An 18,788-nucleotide genomic window follows, 5' to 3' on the forward strand; every position below is an offset into this window, starting at 1 on the left:
AACTGCGCGCGGGGTGCAACTTTTTTGTCGGCGGTAAAAACTTAAAAAGCCTCTTGAGTCCGCTGCGCCTCTGGCATATCTGATGGCCCAGCCTAGGGGTATAGCTCAGTTGGTAGAGCGACGGTCTCCAAAACCGTAGGTCGCGGGTTCGAACCCTGCTGCCCCTGCCACTCTCTCAAATCGATGATGTCGCTGCGACAGACACGTGTATTTGGCGCGCACGTCAGACTCAATTCTCTTGACGTTTAGGGCAAGAAAGAAAATGCTTGAACTAGGCTTGCGGAGAGGCCATCAGGGTTGTCCGCCTAACGTGCTAAGGTCGCTCGACTTTTGTGCTGCTGGCAATAAGCCTGACCGGGTAGGGGAGCCCGGAGCCAATCTGGGGCAAATGGGGATAATGGCAGAGATCGACGTATTTCTTGAAGGGCTCGGGCTGACCAAATACGCCCCTGTGTTTGCTGCCAACGAGGTCTCTCTGGCTGATCTTGTACATCTCTCTGAACACGACCTGATAGATATGGGGCTACCGTTGGGTCCGAGGCGCCGATTGACGGCAGCTTTGGGTCAGGCGCGCGAGGCGAATCCGGCACCTATTCATGGCCACGGGAAAATTGTGGCTGAGCGACGGCAACTGACTGTCATGTTTGTTGACCTCGTTGGATCGACTGCCCTGTCAGAACGTCTGGACCCGGAAGATCTGGGTGAGCTGCTGCGACGGTTCAAAGAAATCTGCTCAACCTCAGTAGCTCGGTTTGGTGGCCATGTTGCAAGCTTCATGGGCGATGGGGCGATGATCTATTTCGGCTACCCTCACGCGCTTGAAGATGCAGCGTCACGGGCAGTTCATGCCGGACTGGATATTCTGGGCGGGCTGGCCCGCATCGAAGGTCAGGAAAAACTGAGCGCACGGATCGGGGTGTCGACGGGTCTTGTCGTTGTGGGCGAGATACACGGCGAAGGGCTGAAAGAACATGACGTGGTTATGGGGCGCACGCCCAATCTAGCCGCTCGATTACAGGCGTTGGCCGAGCCAAATACCCTGATCATCAGCCCTTCGACCCGGCGATTGATTGGCAATGCATTTGAGTTAGAGGATCGGGGCTCATTCGCACTGAAAGGATTTTCGGAGCAGGTCCAGGCCTGGACAGTTACAGGACAGGCTCGGATCGAGCGTAGATTTGACATTATGCCGGATGCCGGGGCTGGGAGGCTTGTCGGGCGACAGGTCGAGTTTCGCAAACTGATCGAAAAGTGGCGAGAGGCCTGTCAGGGTGCCGGTCAGTCTGTGTTGGTTTCTGGTGAGGCCGGAATTGGCAAATCACGTTTGATCGAGGGGTTAAGCCAAGAGCTGGAGGATCAGGGCGCACTTCGGCTCAACTTTCAGTGCTCACCATTTCACGCCAACTCGGCGCTTTATCCGATCATTCAGCATTTGGAGCGCGCAGCGGGGTTCACGCCAACCGACAGCGACGACGAGAAGCTCGGGAAACTCTCGTACCTCCTGCGACATCATCCGCGCGCGCATATGCGCCTGATCGCCGATTTGTTGAGTGTCGAAGCGGACGCTTCATTAGGTCCGCTTGATCTGCCGCCACAGGCGAAACTTGAACAGACGCTCGACGCAGTGACCGAGCAACTAGCAGCGTTGGCCTGTGAGAAACCTGTCTTACTGTTGTTTGAGGATGCCCATTGGGTCGATCCGACCACATTGTCGCTGACCGACCGAGTGATCGAGCGCATTCGGGATTTGCCGGTTTTGATTGTTATTACCGCTCGCCCCGGATTTGATCCAGGCTGGGGGCACCATAACAATACGTTGCACTTGCCGCTGAAGCGTTTGGAAAACCGGGACATTGCGGAGATCGTGGCGGAAGTGGCAGGAGGGAATTCTATTCCAGCCGAAGTCTGCGATCTGATTGCGGCCAAAACCGATGGCATTCCGCTTTTCGTTCAGGAAGTAACGCGCGGCCTGCTGGAATCCGGACAACTAAGACTGACCGACCAGGGTTATGCCTTGCGCGGTCCACTGCCAGCGCTTTCTGTGCCGAATACGCTCAAGGATTCTCTGATGGAGCGTTTGGACCGGCTGGGAACCGCCAAAGAGGTTGCACAAACTGGTGCTGTCTTTGGTCGACAGTTTTCAATCGCGTTGCTGGCCTCGGTCTCAATTTTGTCACCAACGGTCTTGGAGGCTGGGCTGGAACAGCTTTCCTCTGCCGGTATCATTTTGCAGGCTCCGGATGAGGCAGAAGATGAGTTCATCTTCCGCCACGCATTAATACGCGACATGGCTTATGACAGCTTGCTGCGCACGGAACGGCAGGTGCTGCACGACCGGGCGGCAGGTGCGCTGCTTGAAAACCAGCCGCAGCTTGCCCAGACTCAACCCGAGCTACTGGCGCAGCACTACACGTTAGCGCACCGTGCGGATGAGGCGGTGATGCATTGGCAAAGCGCCGGGCGGCGGGCGATTGAACGTTCGGCCCAAACCGAGGCATTGACGCATCTGTCAAAAGCTCTGGATCAACTGGCAGATCTTCCCAAAAGCAAAGATCGAGATCTGCAAGAGATTGATATTCAAATCCTGCGCGCCGGAGTGCTGCGGTCAACCAGCGGTATCTCAGGGGATGCCACAGGCGAAGCGTATGGCCGGTTGCGAGACCTCTGCCATCGAGCGGATGAGACCGACAGGCTGTTTCCGGTTCTTAACGGGCTGTATGCCTTCCATCTGGTGCGGGCTGAATATCGGTTGGCGCAAGATGTATCGTCGCAAATTCTTGATCTGGCGGCGGAAAGCGGCAGGACTGAACACCGAATGGTGGGCCATCGCGCGATGGGTGCTGTGCAGTTGCATTTGGGTAATCTGCCTAAGGCAAAAACCCATCTGGAACAGGCCTGGTCGCTATATGATTTTGATCAACACAGTCAGTTGGCCTATGTTTATGGGACTGATCATGCCGCCATTACTTCGGCCTTCCTGGGGACGTGTTATTGCCTCATGGGGCGGCACCAAGAAGCCTTGCAGATTCAACGCACGGCTTTGGGCTGGGCGAAAGAATTAAAGCACGCCCACAGTGTAGCGCAGATATTGGTCTATATGTGTAAGGTTCATCTGCTGGCACGCGACATACCCGCGTTGCAGCAGGATGTCGAAGCGTTGTCCAAAGTTGCTGAAGAGCATTCGCTGCCATTCATGGCCACCATCGCGCGATTGTGGGAAAGCTGGGCCAACGCGACCGAATCCTCGGATATTGCGCATATCGATGATCTGCGCCAAGCATCAGAGGACTGGTGGGCAGTCGGGGCGGGGAACTACAAATGTTTCTTCCCCTCTCTGATTGCCGAGCTTCTTATAAACGCGGGTGATCATAAAGCGGCTAAGCAGACATTGTCGCACGCGGCCCAAATGCTGGCTGAAACCGAAGAGAAATGGGCCGAAGCTGAACAGCTGCGAATCGAAGCCAGTTTTGTTGCCGGCACCGGGGGCGACCCAGAGCCTTTGCTGTTACGGTCGATCGAAACGGCGCGACGGCAAGGGGCACACTTGTACGAACTGCGTGCAGCGGTTGCGCTGACACGTTGGCGGCTGGACCATGGAAAGCCTGCGGGCGATGCACTTAACACCGCTTTGTCTCATTTCGAATCGAACGCATATCTGGCGGATCTGGAAGAGGCACGAGGGTTATTGGAAACGACCACTTGACCGACAGGGGCCATTGCTGCCAGCTTGGACAGCGGCAGATATGGGATGATACCGAAAATTCATAGTTGTGGCGTGGGGATATGCGTTTCCACGCTACCAATTCATTTGGTGTGAGGAGACCCGATGAAGAAGATCAGCAAAACGCTTCTGGCCAAGGATATTGTGGCGCAAAGCCGCACTGATCTGGCGCTGCAGCAATATCACTCGATCACGCCCGAGCAGATACGCGCGTTTGAAAGGAAACTGATCGGAACGGTCACTCTGCCCACCGACCCCGACTACAACAATGACCGGCAGGTTTGGAATCCGGCCTTTCAGGATTACCCTGAGATCATCGTCTATTGCGAGACAATTCAGGATGTGCGCGCCAGTCTTGCTTTCGCACGTGAGCACGACTTGTGGGTTGTGGCACGGTCTGGTCGCCACAGCACGGCGGGGTATTCGGTCAACAACCAGATGGTGCTGGACACCAGCAAAATGCGGTATGTCACCGTCGATCCTGAGGCGCCGATGGCTTATGTCGGTCCGGGTACGCCGTTCAAGATGCTGAACTCTGAGTTGAATTCCTATCACCTGCATGTGCCGGGCGGGGCCTGTCAGGATGTCTGCGTCGCAGGCTTCATGATGGGTGGCGGTTATGGCTTTACCTCTCGCCGCTACGGGATGGCTTGCGACAATGTCCTGGGCGTAACCGTGATGCTGTGGGATGGCAGCATAGTGATCGCGGACAAAAACACGAACCCCGACCTGTTCTGGGCCATCCGGGGCGGGACGGGCAACAATTTTGGGGTGTTGTTGGAGATCCGTTACCAGCTGCACCCGCTGTTTATGGTCTGGGGCTGCCATATCACATGGCCGCTGGACAAAGCCGCAAAGGCGTTGGAGTTCCTTCAGGCCAATTATATGAGCACCTGCGATGATGATCGGTTCGGAGCTTATATTTTCCTTGCTTTTCAGGGCGATAAGAAAGTGCTGCTGGTGTCGGCGCTTTATGATGGGACGGCCGAAGAGGGTAACGCATTTATCCAGCCCTTGCTCAGCGAAGAAATCGGCGGCGAGATGGGGCCTGATGACCGGAATTATGGCACCTATCAGGAAATCAACTCGTGGCTTTACGACGACAAGTACGACATCCCTGTCGTGCCCGATCAGGCGCGCGAAGATAAGCAGGCCGGGTATATCAAACGCCAGCTCAACGCGGGCGAATGGCAGCGCGTCGTGGACTACCTCGACAGCACGCCCAACGCCTATGGCGCGGTTGCGATCGAACCCTATGGCGGCGCGATCAACCGGATGCCACTGGGCAAAGAGGGTAACGCCTTCATCCACCGTGATGTTTCGCTGAACTTCTACGTTGATGTGTTCTGGGTGTCGGAAGAAGAAAAAGAGATCGTCGTGCCCTGGCTCGACGGGTTCATGGAACTGATGACCGAGGAAGGTTATTTCATCGACCGGGTCTATCAGAACTACCCTCGTCGGACGCAAAAGAACTATCGCTGGCAGTATTGGGGCGAATATTTCAACTCACTGCTGTTCGTGAAGCAGAAATTCGATCCGGGCAATTTCTTCCACTATCAGCAGAGCATTTCACCGGTGCCGGATGATGCGCCGCCGGACATTATCCGCGACACGTCCGAGTCGATCTTTGATGATATGACCATCACTTATGAGACCTATTCGAACCCCTGAAAGCGGGGGCAGCCAAGGCCGAACGGGGGAGGGCCCAGCATGGATACCATCCGAGAGATTTTCTTTCTGCCACCCATGGCGGTTGCTCGCCTGGGGCCGGGTGAAACACCGCTGGAAAGCTATGAGTGGCAGCAGGACATAGATGCCCATGGCAACAACAAGACGGTCATCCGCTCGAACATAACCCTGCACGAAGTCGAAGATGGCAGCGTATCGGCCTATCTTCCCGACCCCGACACGATCCGCTTTCGCGACGAAGGCGGCGCATTGCGTCCGGTTGCTCCGTTCTTTGAGTTGTGGGCGCGGATGCATGACGCCGAGACGGGCGAGGAATATGAGACGCCGGTAACGCTGGATCTGCTCGACGGTCAGGGGCTGTCGCTGCAGAACGTGCGTTATTCGGTCACCGTCGGAAACACCAAGGCAGAGCGTCGGACTGGTGACGCGGCCTGCGGATTTCGCGCTCGGGTCGAGATTGCGGGGCAGGATTTCGCCCCGAAACCCCTGCTGGCTTTTAGCCCCTACACCTCGGAACAGCAGCCGATGGTCTATGAGCACAACCCGATCCCGCTGGGCTCGATCCGCGCGATCCATCCGGTGCAGGGTCATGATGAACCGGTCGAGGGAGAATTCATCGACCGCAGCATCCTGCGTCTGCGGTTCATGCCCCCCAAGGGCGAGGTTTATGGCCCGCCCGATGCAGCCTACGGCCCGGCGACGCTGGCGGTTCCGGGATACCAGAACGACCCGCCGAAATCGGAATATGGCCGTATCCATGAAATAGTGCCCGAACAGAACCGCATCCTGAACCCCGACACTCCTTGGTCGAAATGGGTCATGATGTCCGGCACCTCAGATGACCCAGAGCCGCATGACAGTTACGACGGTGCGCGCGTCGGCAATGACCAGTCCTGGGGCGTGGCAGACGACACCAGTGATGGCGTGATCGAAGCAACGCTCGCCGTGCGTGGCGAGCGCTTGACGGCGCGCGCGACGATCATGACCGGCCCACCCGATTTTGCGCCGGATGCTAGGCCGTTTTACAGCCTTGAAGATGATCTGGCAGACCGTGATCTGTCGTTGATTTCAGTGACCAAAGAAAACTACACGCAGGCCAAGGACGAGGTGGTCGATATTTTCCGCCGCGCCTTTGAGACCAACAGCTTGATCAACCTCGACGATATCCGCGCGCAGGGTCTGAAAGATAATGCCAAGCTGCAGGCCAAGACCGGGATTTCCCCGACGCCGGGCCTGCCATCAACCGACGCAAAATCCATGACGGAAGAGGATGCAAGGCCGCCCGACAAGATCGACGAACTGATCCGACCGCAGCCGATCTCGGTCTTCTCGAACTCGGTGCCCAATGACCGGCTACCTTATACCGTAGCCACGAAATTCGTGCATGAGCAACTGATTGACGAGGCGAATCTGCTGGATTTCCTACGCCGCCGCCCGGATTTCGTGAAAACGCTGCTGCGCCCGCCCTACGGCATCCTGACCGAACTTGAGACCGACCCGAACCCCGATCAGGCCCCGAACCCGGAGTTCCGCGATCCCCGGATCATCCGCGACTCGATGCACGATGCGCGGATGCCGCCTTATATGCGTGATTCCAACTATTACCCGCTATCCCTGTCACGCAGGCAATACCATCTGGTGATCTCGTTCATCGACTATCTGGTTGCACAGGAATCGGAGGCTCAGAATGTCTGATCAACCCGGCCAAATCCGCGTCAAACCCCGCAACCTGACCGCCCGCGCGGCCTATAAGGTACCGGGCAACCCTGACAACACGCGACTAGATGGATCGGTGGGCAATTGCTTTCCCGGTCTGGAAATGGATGTACGCAATCTTGATCGGCGTTTTTTCCCCGGTCTGGTTTTCAACGCCGCACGGGTGCCGCTGAACCCCGTGCCCGAGGCGCCGAAGAATTCACAGGGCTTCCATCTGGTTTTTGTCGATTATTTCTACGACCCGATGCTGCCTGACAACAGCCCCGAAGAATGGGTGCAGACCTTGCTGGAGGCCTACAGCGGCGACGTGGGCGTAAAGCTCAGCCAAGGGCGCTGGTTCCTGTCATGGGTCGAACAAAGCGGCAAGCGCATCACTTTCAAGGAGGAAGACGGCACGCCCTATGACGGGCTGATGATCTGGCGGTTTATCCGCAGTCTGGAACATGGCGATGACAAACCGGTCAGTATTGCTCTGGAGCGGCGTAATCACGAAGGCATTGTGGATACTGAGCAGGTGGTCCTGCACGGGTTTCGGCGCCAGTATAGAACCGAGGCGGGGGTCTTCAGCGAAGCCTATGACCCCGGTGAATTGACGCAGAGCCTGTGCAATCCGTGGTCCCATGACTTCCGCGATTGCGGCTGCCACTACTGGCCCTCAAACCACCCCGATGTGGTGATGGCCGAGGTGGCACATGACGACCAGCTGCCATCGGGCCAGTCGAAGAACCCGATCGAAGCCGAGACCTATCTGGACTGGCTGCGCTCGGACAAATCTCCGTCCGGCAATGTCGCAGCGCTGAATACGGTGGAACAGAACCGCCCCTATCAGATCGACCACTATCAGGTTAACCAGATGTGGAGCGAGCTGCCCATCGTCGTCGAAAGTCGCGAAACGGGCGAGGTTTACGAGGTTGATCCCGAAATGCCGGGCGTGGAACCCTATGACACGCCGGAGACGATGATCGAGGACCTTAAGACGCGCCTGGCCGCGATGGAGATGACGCTGAGCCTGCAGTATCTCTATGCCTATTTCTCGTTGGCGGATCCCGAAACGGCGGACACCCAGAAATGGCCGACACTGAAGGACGACCTGATCTTTGCCCGGCGTTCCGTGCTGGAGGTCGCGATTGGCGAGATGACCCATATGCGCTGGGCGAACCAACTGCTGTGGGAGCTTGAGCCAGAAGGGTATGAACCCATCCTGACCCCGTCTGAAACTCTCCCTGCGGGTAAGGGTAAGACGCAGCCCCGCGCGCTGAGGCCACTGACGGCTGAGGCGCTTGCGGATTTCATCGAGATCGAGCGTCCCGGTGGCTTTATCGACCGCGCCTATGCGCAATGTGTTGCAACGCTGGAGCAGGCGGACTTATTCCCCGAGCGCCGTCTCTATGCGCTGGCGGTGCGGATCGACACCGACGGGGACGAGCATTTCCTGCGCTTTAGCCAGATGAAGGATGTTCTGGCCAAGTACGATACCGGCGAAGGTACTCCTGCTTACTTGCGCCCGATTAAGGTCGGGACCGAAGAGCAGGCCAAAACAGCGTTGGAACTCTACGCTAAGGTCAAGGATGGGTTGGCCAATGCCTATACGCTTGAAGCGGATGGCAAATTCGAAGAGTCTCAGACCTTTATCCAGCAGGTGCGCGATGACATGAAGCTGTTCCGGGTCGAGGGCGAAGCGCTGGCGGCCCAAGGGATCGGCATTCCCTTCTGGACGGAGGGCAAGGCGTGATCGCACCCGCCGCACAGGTGCATTTCTTCGAAACAGGGCATGGAGATCACATGCTCGCCATCGATGGCTCGCGCGTCTTCGACGTCCCCGAGGGCACGGCGGGCCGGTTTGAGGCGATGAACACCGCGGGCCAAAGTGCTTTCCTCAGGTCCATGGGGTTGGATGGTACTCCATTCATCGACGATACAATGCCACAGGACCTGCCCGTGCGCTCGCTGTCACTGGCCGTGGCGCAGAAATGCAATCTGGCCTGCACCTATTGCTATGCGGCGGGTGGCGAATTTGGCGGCCCCGCGCGGAATATGGAGTGGGAGGTCGCCAAGGCCTCGGTTGATCGGCTGGTGGCCGAAGCCGAACCCGGTGTGCGGATCAACCTCGCCTATCTGGGCGGAGAACCTTTAATCAACCGTGATCTTGTGCATCGAACCACGGACTATGCTGTGAAACAGGCGCAGGCAAACGGATTGAGCGTTGGCTTTTCGATCACCACCAATGGAACCTTACTGCGACCCGAGGATGCCGCGTTTTTTGAGGCACATGGATTTGCGGTCACCATTAGTCTGGATGGCGTGGGCAAGGTTCACGACAAACTGCGCCCAAATCGAGGAGGGCGGGGCAGTTTCGACATGATCCTGAAACGGGTCGAGCCGCTTCTGGCCGCACAGCACCGGATGCAGGTCGATGCCCGGGTGACGGTCACGCCGCAGAATATGAACCTGCCAGAGACGCTGGAGCAGTTCGTGGGGATGGGATTTCACTCCATTGGTTTTTCACCGATGCTGGCCTCACCCAATGGCCAGCATGAGCTGGACCGCAACGATTTGGATGAAATGCTGACCCAGATGATCCGTTGCGGTGAGGTGTTCGAAGCGGCGGTGATCGAAGGGCGGCGCTATCCGTTCTCGAATATGGCAGCGGCGATGCAGGAAATCCATCGCGGTACGCATCGGCCCTATGCCTGCGGGGCAGGGGGCGGATATTTCGGCGTGTCCGCCGATGGCGGCCTGTTTGCCTGCCATCGCTTTGTCGAGGACGAAGCCGGAGCCATGGGCGATGTCTATGATGGCCCCGACTTGCGACGGGAAAACTGGTTGGCGGACCGTCATGTGCACACCCAGTCACCGTGCAATACGTGCTGGGCGCGGTATTTATGTGGCGGTGGGTGTCATCACGAGGTCATCCACCGCGGACGTCCAGCCTGCGACTACATTCGCGGCTGGCTGCACTATTGCCTTCAGGCCTATGTCCGCTTGTCCGAAGTAAGGCCCGATTATTTTGGCGTGCCTACGCAGGCCGCCTCTGCCTGATCGGATGATCATTGAGACTGAAATCTGCGTAATCGGTGGCGGCCCAGCAGGCAGCGCGGCGGCGCTGAGGTTAGCTCAACTGGGTCGCCGTGTCTGCCTGGTCGAAAGACAAACCTTTCCGCGCCAGCATGTCGGAGAATCTCTGCCACCATCAATCTGGCCGATCCTGAACCTTCTGGGCGTCGAAGAAACCGTGGCGCAAGCCGGGTTTCTGCGCGCAAGCGGATCGATCCTGCATTGGGCCGGAACGTTTGAGCGTCGCGGTGCTGACGGCGATTACCCCGGTCTGTTAGTGGATCGAGGCCAGTTTGATGCGGTACTGCTGCAAGCCGTGCGGGCGGCGGGAGTTGAGATCATCCAGCCCGCACGGGCATACCGCCCGATGCGCGGAAGATCAGGCTGGGAAATACCAGTCCGCAGCGATACGGAAGCATTCCAGGTTCAGGCTCGGATCCTTCTGGATGCCGCAGGCCGGCAAGCCGGGCTGGGCCGCAGGTTTCGATCAGCCTCTCAGCCTTTATTGGCGCTCTATGCTTATTGGCAGGTTCCCCCAGGCTTCGGCCCACAAGCGCGGGTCGAAGCAGGCAAGTCGCACTGGTACTGGGGTGCGCTGTTGCCGGGTGGGGTGGTCAATGCAATGGTTTTTGTTGAACCCGAGAGCTGCACAGGGCTTTCACCTGCGGACCGGCGCGATCTTTACCTGAACCTGTTGGCGCAATCGACCTTGTTATCCCCTTGTCTGGAACAGCGCCGGATCGGGCCAGTCCGGAGGGTGGACGCAACCAGCCGAACCGAGGTCACACCTCCGGCGCGAGATCTTCTCCGGGTCGGGGAAGCCAGTTTCTCGGTCGACGCTTTATCATCGCAAGGGGTGCAATTGGCCATGGGGCAGGCAGTGCAGGCCGCAGCAGTGATAAACGCGCTGCTGGATACGCCCGAACACAGCGAACTGGCTTTGACATTCTACACAGACCGCCAGTTTGAGCGTGTACAGACCCACGCTGCGCTGTCGGCAGATTTCTATGCGAGGCAGCATGCGGTCAGTCCTTCGCCGTTCTGGGCCGAGCGCGCACATCCGTTGGACTGGCTCAAATCGCCTCGAACCGACCCTAACCCAGAGATGTTGCGCAACGATCTGGCCCTGACCCTGTCTTCGAAAGCAAAGCTGATTACGTCTGGGGTTCAGGTCGCCGCGCATATTGAGCCGGGACTTGTTTTGAAGCACCCAAATCTGCAGCGGCCTGTCGCAAATCTCGAGGGTGCTTCGCTTGGCCTTCTGTTGCAGCGCTTACATTGGCCACAAAACGCGAGCAAGATCGTTGCATGTTGGTCAGATACACTCGATGCCGAACGAGCGGCTCGCATTCTGGACTGGCTTTGGCACCATCGCATACTGATCCCGGTAACTGATCGGGATTAATCACGGTTCCCTCTGCCATCCGAATGGCATAAGCTTCGCCGCAACGCCAACCGCCAAGTAACAAGAGGTCGTATGTCGCGTTTTGATGGGTATTTCCTGCGGCAATTGCTGGTGCTGTTTGGCTTTTTCACACTGGTCCTTGTCGGTGTCTTCTGGATCACACGTTCGGTCAGCCTGTTTGACCGCGTGATCAGCGGCGGCCAGTCTGCAATGGTGTTTCTGGAATTCACCGCGCTAACCCTACCGACACTGATCCGGACGGTTATGCCGATGGCGGTGTTCGCCGCCGCTGTTTACGCGACCAACCGCTTGAGCCGGGAAAGTGAGATGATGGTGATGTTGGCGACCGGATCGAGCCCTTGGCGTCTGGCGCGCGCGGTTTTGATGTTCGGGCTGAGCGCTGGGTTGATAATGGCGGTCATCAGTGTGTTTCTTCGGCCTGCATCGGTTGATCAGCTGGAACAAAGACAGGATGAAGTCGCTGGTGATGTGACTGCTCAGCTACTGAATGAAGGCGAATTCCTGCACCCGGCAGACGGTGTAACCGTCTATATTGGCAGTATTGATCTGGACGGAACGCTGCGCGAGGTCTTTGTTTCGGACCGGCGAGAAGCGATAAATCCCGTCAGCTATTCCAGCACCACAGCTTATCTGGTCAACCAGACCTCAGGCATTCATCTGGTTATGCTAGACGGGGTTGCGCTGCGATTTGATGAGGCTGGCAACACGTTGTCATCAACGTTGTTCGAAGATGCATCCTACGATATTTCAGAGCTGACACTGAACTCGGAAATGGGCCACCGGAGCCTTGAGGCGATACCTACGATCGAGCTGATCTGGGATCGGGAAGCTGTTGCCGTGAAAGATGACCACAGCGTCGGGCATCTGGTTGATGAACTGCATCAGCGATTCTCATGGATCGCTATTTGTATTGCGGTTGCCTTGGTCGGCTATTCGGCGCTCATGCTCGGCAGTTTTTCGCGTTTTGGCTTGTGGCCCCAGATACTCGGAGCCTTCACGATTCTCGTATTGTTGGAAGGCGTTAGGGGGTTTGTTTCACCTGTTGTGATCGGAGATCCACGTTTGTGGATTTTGCTTTACCTTCCGGCGATACTAGGCGTCGTTTTGTCAGGATTGTTCCTGACTATTGCCGGACGCCCCTTGTTCCGTAAGTCATCCGGCACCGGCGCCATTTCCTCTGTATGATACTTGGTGTTTGTCGCGTCGAATTCTTTTGCGTTGTTGATCGGTCTGTCTAATCTAGGCGCGAAAGCAGCCACAGGAGCGCGCCATGCTGGACAAAACCCACAAACCCACCTGGACCAGTTTTGAAAAGGCAACGAAGGCCGATTGGGATGCGGTCATGGAGTATGAAGAGGCCTATAACGCGGCTCTGCCAGATCGTATTTTGGATGCCATCCGATCGCTAGACGAAGACTGGACGCCTTATCCAGTGAATCGTTACCAACACAGCCTGCAAGCCGCGACACGCGCTTATGAGGATGGTGCCGATGAAGAGCTGGTTGTAGCAGCTTTGATCCATGACACTGGCGATATCCTGTCGCCTTATAATCACGGTGAATTATCAGCTGCGATGATGAAGCCATATGTAAGCGCGAGAACCCATTGGATCCTCAAGCACCACTGTGTGTTTCAGGGATATTACTATAATCACCATCTCGGCGGTGACCGGAATGCGCGCGACAACTATCGCGACAGCCCGTATTGGGAGGACTGCCGATATTTCTGCCACGAATACGATCAGAAAGCGTTTGACCCTGATTATCCAACAAAGCCGCTGGAGTTCTTCGAACCCATGCTACGCCGCGTCTTAAGCAAGGGCGAGGGGCATATGGAGTTGAACGAGACGTCAGAAGGTTAACAAGCGGCCATCAGTCGATAGACGATCTGAGCGGCGGTAAAGTCCCAGGCGGCATTGCCGTCTGGGGCCAACTCGACCACATCGAAGCCCACACATTTCCGGCCCTTCAGGGCGTGCTCGACCAGGCGCAGCGCCTGATAGTATCCCAGCCCCCCAGGTACGGGCGTGCCGGTCGCAGGCATTTGTGATGGATCCAGCCCGTCCACGTCAAAGCTGACATAAATCAGTTTGGGAAAATCCTCGGGCAGGTCGACCGAATGGATATTACCAGTCACCAATTCTTCGGCGTCCACATGGAAAATGCGGTTCTTCAGACGGCTCTGCGCCTCCTCGGTCGAGAAGGCACGAACGCCGAATTGCGCCAGCCGGATGCCTTCTTCGGCCAAAAGGTGCATAACTGAGGCGTGAGAGTGTTTCTCTCCCTGATAGGCGTTGCGCAGATCAGCATGGGCGTCGATCTGGACGATGCCGATGGGCTGGTTTAGCGCACGGGCGACACCCATCACTGCACCAAAACTGAGCGAATGTTCCCCGCCCAAGGTCACGGGCACTTTGCCCGCAAGGATGGCGGCTTCGGTGCGTTGGGCGAGGCGTTCCATGACTTCGGGCAGGGCGGCGTCGCAATCGATGGGTTTCTCGGTGAAAATGCCTTCTACGCAAGGTTCTGCGTGGCCCATGATGCGCTCCAACTCGTTGCTGGCCTCAATGATCGCCTCAGGCCCTTTTGCGGTGCCGGATCCGTAAGAGACCGTGCGCTCCAGAGGCACCGGGATCACGCGAAAGCGGGCGTCCTCGGTGCGCTCGGATGTGGTCAGTTCACTATCAAGAAAAATGCTCATGAAAGGCGGTCCTTAAAGTCGTCATAGCTGAACTTTTTGATGATTTTCAGTTCGTCTGTTTCGCTGTTCCATAAGGCGATGGTGGGCAGGGGAACACCGTTGAAGGTGTTGGTCTTGACCATCGAGTAATGCGCCTGATCGAGGAAAGCAAAGCGCTGGCCGATCTCCAGAGGCTTGTCCCATGTGTAATCGCCAATCACATCGCCGGCCAGACAGGACGGACCGCCCAGACGGTAGGTATGGCCTGACGCGGCCTCGTCCATCAGGGCGGGGCGATACGGCGCTTCGATCACGTCGGGCATGTGGCAGGTGGCCGAAATATCGGTGATTGCGAGGTTCATGCCATTTGTTGGTAGGTCGAGGATTTCTCCGATCAGAATGCCCGCGTCCAACGCCACCGCCTCCCCGGGTTCGAGATAGACGTCGACGTTGTGTTTTGCGCGGATGGCTTTGATGAAGGCCACCAGCCCGTCGCGGTCATAGTCATCGCGGGTGATATGATGGCCGCCGCCGAAGTTCAGCCACTTGAGCTGGTCCATGAAGGGGGCGAATTTGGGTTCCACAGCGTCCCAAGTTCGTTGCAGCGGCTCGAACCCCTGTTCGCAGAGTGTGTGCATGTGCAACCCATCGACGCCGGTCAGGGCGTCTGCGGTCAATTGGCTGACAGGCGTGCCGAGACGTGAGCAAGGTGCGCAGGGGTCGTATTTGGGGATCTCACCCTCGGAGTGCTCGGGGTTGATACGCAGGCCAACCTGTACGCCTGCTGCCTGGGCTTTGAAGAGGAAGCGATCCTTCTGAGCCGGAGAGTTAAAGATGATATGGTCGGACAGAGTGAGAATTTCATCTATGTCTGCGTCTTTGTACCCGGCGCAGAAGGTCGCGACCTCGCCGCCATATTCTTCACGACCCAAACGTGCCTCATAGATACCGCTCGCGCAGGTGCCGCCGAGGTATTGGCGGACCAATGGGGCGAGCGAGAACATTGAGAAGGCTTTGAGCGCGCTCAGGACATGCGCGCCTGAGCGGTTGCCGATCTCGGCGAGCATGCTCAGATTCCGCTCGACGGCTATTTCGTCGACCACAAAGCACGGCGTGGGAACCCGGCTTAGATCGAAGTTGCGAAAGGCTCCGGCGTCGCCGGCCTGCGTGGTCATCATGTCGGACATAGCCGGCGTCTCCGTTGGGTGGAGAGGTCCGGGGAACCAACCCCCCGGACCCCCCGGATATTTTGGGCCAGATGAAACAGTGTGGTCGTTCAGACCGACCCTGAGGGATCAGAACTCGACCGGGCCGTCGAGCTCGTGGACCTGCCACGGCAGGCCGTGTTCGTTCAGCATGTCCATGAAGTTGTCTGGATCCAGCTGTTCCATGTTCCAGACGCCGGGCTGCACCCAGTTGCCTTTCAGCACCTGTGCGGCACCGATCATCGCGGGTACGCCGGTGGTGTAGCTGACGGCTTGGCTGCCGACCTCGGCATAGCATTCCTCGTGGTCGCAGATGTTGTAGATGTAATAGGTTCTCTCGCCCGAGCCGTCTTTGGCCTGGCCCGTGGCGATGTCCCCGATGCAGGCTTTGCCTTTGGTTTCTGCACCCAGGTCACCGGGATCAGGCAGCAGAGTTTTCAGGAACTGGATCGGGATGATTTCCTTGCCGTCATGCATAACCGGATCAATGCGGGTCATGCCGACATTCTCCAGCACTTTGGCGTGGGTAATGTAGGCATCGCCGAAGGTCATCCAGAAGCGGGCGCGTTCGATTTCGGGGAAGTGGGTCGAGAGTGATTCCAGTTCCTCGTGATACATCAGGTACATGTTCTTGGGGCCGATGGCAGGAAAGTCGAACTCGACCTTATGGGTCATGGCGGGGGAATGTTTCCATTCGCCGTTCTCCCAGTGACGTACTTCGGCCAGCACTTCGCGCAGGTTGATTTCGGGGTTGAAGTTAGTGGCGAATTCCTGATCGTTCGAACCGCCATTAGCGTCCAGCACATCGATCTGACGAATGGTGTCCAGCTTATGTTTCTTCAGCCAGGTGGCGAATACGCTGGTCACGCCCGGATCGAAGCCAGAGCCGAGTATCGCTGTCAGACCGGCCTCTTTGAACTTATCCTGATAGGCCCACTGCCAATGGTATTCGAACTTGGCCTCATCCTCGGGCTCATAATTTGCGGTGTCGAGATAATGGATGCCCGCCTCAAGGCACGCGTCCATCAGCACCAGATCCTGATAGGGCAGGGCGAGGTTCACAAGGATTTCTGCGCCGGTTTCCTTGATCAGCTTGACCGTGTCTTCGACCTTGTAAGCGTCCAGTTCGGCGGTCTTGATATCGACGCCCACACGCTCTTTCACCGCCTTGGCGATGACGTCGCATTTCGATTTTGTGCGGCTGGCCAAGGTGATTTCGGTGAAAATGTCCGAATTCATCGCCATCTTGTGCACTGCAGCGTGAGATACGCCGCCCGCGCCGACAACCAGTGTTTTGCCCATGGTCTGTCTCCTTTTTATTCGTAATAGGTGTAGCCGTTGATCGAGTCGCGATAGGCGCTCATCAGGGTTTTGCGGTCCTTGGCTTTCAGAGTACCGGTCGAGATCGCCTCGTCCACCATTTTGCGGAAGGCGGCGACGCAATCCTGTGGGTCGAATTCCACGTAAGACAGGACCTGGCTGATCGTGTCGCCCTCTTGTTCGTGCAGCAGATCAAAGCCTCCGTCAGCACGCAGGTCGATGGTGACGACGTTGGTATCGCCGAATAAGTTGTGCAGATCGCCCAAGGTTTCCTGATAAGCGCCAACGAAGAAGACACCCATGAAGTACTCATCATCTTCGGGCAGGGAATGCACCGGCAGACTGGGTGAGACACCGTCGGCCAGAATGAACCGGTCGATCTTGCCGTCGCTGTCGCAGGTGATGTCTGACAGAACGGCGCGGCGGTCAGGCGTTTGATTCAGGCCTTGTAGTGGGACGATGGGGTGAAGTTGATCGATGGCCCAAACGTCAGGAAGGGATTGGAACAGTGAGAAGTTGCAGTGGTAGATATCGGCCACTTTCTCTAATTGGTCGTCCACATCCGACTCCAGATCATCATTTGCAGCCAGAGACTTGAGGCGTGCCATAAGCGACAGGTAGATCCGTTCAGCACGGGCCATCTGGCGCAGGTCGACATAGCCCCGCCGGAAGAGCGCGCGCAGCTCGTTGCGGTAGAAGGTGGCGTCGTTCCAGCATTCCTGCAGCCGATCGCTGCTTAGATAGCCATGAACTGCAGCGAGGTCCGAGACCATATGATGATCATCAGCTTCGACTTCGGGACCGGTCGGGGCGTCGTAAAGCGTGCTCTCCAGAACATTAAAGACCAGCATCGAAGATGTGGCCACGACGGCCCGCCCGCTTTCAGTGATAAGCGTAGGATGATCGATTTTAGCTTCGTCCATGGCATAGGCCACAGTTTCGACCACGTTTGCGCAGTATTCTTCAACCGTATAATTGATTGAATTTTCTGCGGCTTTCTTTTCGCCGGTATAATCCACACCCATACCGCCGCCTAGGTCCAAATGGGTGAGCGGTACGCCTTCGCGCGTGAGTTCGGTATAGTAGCGGCACGCCTCGCCTACAGCGCGGCGCACGTCGTTGACGTCCTGTACCTGTGAGCCCAGATGTGAGTGCTGCAGCTTCAGGCAATGCAGCAGGCCGGCGTCACGCAGCTTGTCCACTGTGGCAACCAGTTGGTCGGTGTTCATCCCAAAGGCGGATCGGTCGCCCGAACTTTCTTCCCATTTGCCGCTGATCTGATTGGTCAGCTTGACCCGTACGCCGATCAAGGGCTCGATGCCAAGCTCGTTATATACCTGGATAACCGTGTCAGCCTCTTTTGGGCTTTCCAGAACGATGACCGTATTGAAACCGATCTTGCGGCTGAGGATTGCGAGCTGGATGAACTCGGCGTCCTTGACGCCGTTGCAGACAATGAGCGCCTCAGAGGCCAAGCGGTGGGCCAGCGCGACGACCAGTTCGGGTTTGGAACCGGCCTCAAGCCCATAATTGTATTTCTTGCCGAACTCGACGATCCGATCGACGACCTGAGCCTGCTGGTTCACCTTGATCGGGAAAACGCCGCGATATTGGCCTTTGTAGTCAACGCGCTTGATTGCGTCGCGGAAACTTTCATTCAAATGCGCGATCTCATGTTCCAGATAAGACGCCACACGTAGCACCATCGGCGCCTTGATGCCCCGATCATCCAAGTCACTTAGGATACCCGGCAGGCTAATCGCAGTGGCATCAGGAACCATCGGATTACGTAGACCGATCTCGCCCTGATCCGTCACCTCAATGAGGCCTTTGCCCCATTTCTCAACCCCGTAGATGGAATGCGGTGCGATGGGCGGTTGTTTCAATCAGGTTTATCCTTGGAATCAGGGTGCAGGTTTCGCGCCTGCCAATACGGTAGCGGTTCGATTCGTCCAAGCATAAACTGCGAATCGGATTC

Annotated in this window: 12 protein-coding genes and 1 tRNA gene; 9 read left to right on the plus strand and 4 right to left on the minus strand. The window is 57.2% G+C overall.

Features of this window, described 5'->3' with window-relative positions; translation table 11 throughout:
* Window positions 1-94 precede the first annotated feature (94 nt).
* From ACR0DU_RS07180 to ACR0DU_RS07220, 9 genes are all read left to right on the plus strand, one after another.
* Window positions 95-170, plus strand: a tRNA-Trp gene (locus ACR0DU_RS07180).
* A gap of 227 nt (window positions 171-397) precedes the next feature.
* Window positions 398-3,703: an adenylate/guanylate cyclase domain-containing protein gene (locus ACR0DU_RS07185; RefSeq protein ID WP_480873313.1), complete on the plus strand. Its 3,306-nt coding sequence runs from the start codon at window positions 398-400 to the stop codon at window positions 3,701-3,703.
* 123 nt (window positions 3,704-3,826) lie between these two features.
* Window positions 3,827-5,392: an FAD-binding oxidoreductase gene (locus ACR0DU_RS07190; RefSeq protein ID WP_480873315.1), complete on the plus strand. Its 1,566-nt coding sequence runs from the start codon at window positions 3,827-3,829 to the stop codon at window positions 5,390-5,392.
* Between the two features lie 39 nt (window positions 5,393-5,431).
* The gene (locus tag ACR0DU_RS07195; RefSeq protein ID WP_480873317.1) at window positions 5,432-7,105 is read left to right on the plus strand and encodes a hypothetical protein; all 1,674 of its coding nucleotides are present in this window, start codon (window positions 5,432-5,434) and stop codon (window positions 7,103-7,105) included.
* Complete coding sequence (locus tag ACR0DU_RS07200; RefSeq protein WP_480716501.1) at window positions 7,098-8,858, plus strand: ferritin-like domain-containing protein; 1,761 nt, start codon at window positions 7,098-7,100, stop codon at window positions 8,856-8,858. The genes ACR0DU_RS07195 and ACR0DU_RS07200 overlap by 8 nt, the downstream gene beginning before the upstream one ends.
* A complete protein-coding gene (locus ACR0DU_RS07205) occupies window positions 8,855-10,165 on the plus strand; it encodes a radical SAM protein (RefSeq protein ID WP_480873319.1) in 1,311 nt (436 codons plus the stop codon). Before ACR0DU_RS07200 ends, ACR0DU_RS07205 begins: the two co-directional genes overlap by 4 nt.
* Before the next feature lie 4 nt (window positions 10,166-10,169).
* Window positions 10,170-11,585, plus strand: coding sequence for a flavin-dependent monooxygenase QhpG (gene qhpG / locus ACR0DU_RS07210; protein ID WP_480873321.1), 1,416 nt, complete (start codon window positions 10,170-10,172; stop codon window positions 11,583-11,585).
* Between the two features lie 72 nt (window positions 11,586-11,657).
* Window positions 11,658-12,791, plus strand: a complete 1,134-nt coding sequence (gene lptF / locus ACR0DU_RS07215; protein WP_480873323.1) for an LPS export ABC transporter permease LptF — start codon at window positions 11,658-11,660, stop codon at window positions 12,789-12,791.
* Window positions 12,792-12,876: 85 nt separating this feature from the next.
* Window positions 12,877-13,467 (plus strand): HD domain-containing protein, encoded by a 591-nt coding sequence (locus tag ACR0DU_RS07220; protein WP_480873325.1) that lies wholly within the window; start codon window positions 12,877-12,879, stop codon window positions 13,465-13,467.
* Here the strand turns inward: ACR0DU_RS07220 and speB are convergent.
* The 4 genes from speB to speA all read right to left on the minus strand — a co-directional run bounded on the left by speB (window position 13,464) and on the right by speA (window position 18,696).
* Complete coding sequence (gene speB / locus ACR0DU_RS07225; protein WP_480873327.1) at window positions 13,464-14,306, minus strand: agmatinase; 843 nt, start codon at window positions 14,304-14,306, stop codon at window positions 13,464-13,466. The two genes, ACR0DU_RS07220 and speB, sit on opposite strands and share 4 nt — an antisense overlap.
* Window positions 14,303-15,472 (minus strand): carboxynorspermidine decarboxylase, encoded by a 1,170-nt coding sequence (gene nspC / locus ACR0DU_RS07230; protein WP_480873329.1) that lies wholly within the window; start codon window positions 15,470-15,472, stop codon window positions 14,303-14,305. The genes speB and nspC overlap by 4 nt, the downstream gene beginning before the upstream one ends.
* A 108-nt stretch (window positions 15,473-15,580) precedes the next feature.
* On the minus strand, window positions 15,581-16,792 hold the full coding sequence (locus tag ACR0DU_RS07235; RefSeq protein ID WP_480873331.1) for a saccharopine dehydrogenase family protein: 1,212 nt from the start codon (window positions 16,790-16,792) through the stop codon (window positions 15,581-15,583).
* A 14-nt stretch (window positions 16,793-16,806) separates the two neighbouring features.
* On the minus strand, window positions 16,807-18,696 hold the full coding sequence (gene speA / locus ACR0DU_RS07240) for a biosynthetic arginine decarboxylase (RefSeq protein ID WP_480873333.1): 1,890 nt from the start codon (window positions 18,694-18,696) through the stop codon (window positions 16,807-16,809).
* Window positions 18,697-18,788 lie beyond the last annotated feature (92 nt).

This window comes from Ruegeria sp. G2 (genome assembly GCF_056533505.1).